The organism is Agriterribacter sp., from assembly GCF_035444585.1.
Taxonomy (GTDB): Bacteria; Bacteroidota; Bacteroidia; order Chitinophagales; family Chitinophagaceae; genus Agriterribacter.
Genome location: NZ_DAOMOZ010000315.1, coordinates 3,597 through 3,939, shown reverse-complemented (window position 1 = coordinate 3,939; position 343 = coordinate 3,597). Strand labels below are relative to the sequence as shown.

The 343-nt window shown below is 44.0% G+C and carries 1 pseudogene; it reads right to left on the bottom strand.

Annotated elements, in window-relative coordinates:
* Positions 1-343, bottom strand: a pseudogene (locus PLH26_RS20780) (D-alanine--D-alanine ligase); the annotation flags it as partial.

Here is a 343-nt window from a genome sequence, read left to right as displayed (position 1 = left end):
GCACAGACCTGGCTACGGGGATGCCGGCAAACGCTGCTACGGCCACAGTATAGCGTTTATTAAATGTAAGGGCAGAAGTAGCAGCATCGCAGGAAGTATAGGGCAGGTTCAAAAGATCAAAATAGCCCTGAAGCTTCCCGTCTTCACCGGGCGTGCCGTGTATACCAATTAAAACGGCATCGAACCTTGTAATGTTCCCGTTAATATTGATCGAAAAATCATTCTTGTCTACCGGTATCACATCATTGCCTGCCTTATAAAACCAGCCTTGGGGGGTTATGTCTATGGTATAAACATCATATTTATCCTTATCAATATTGTTTTCGATAGTGATAGCACTCTT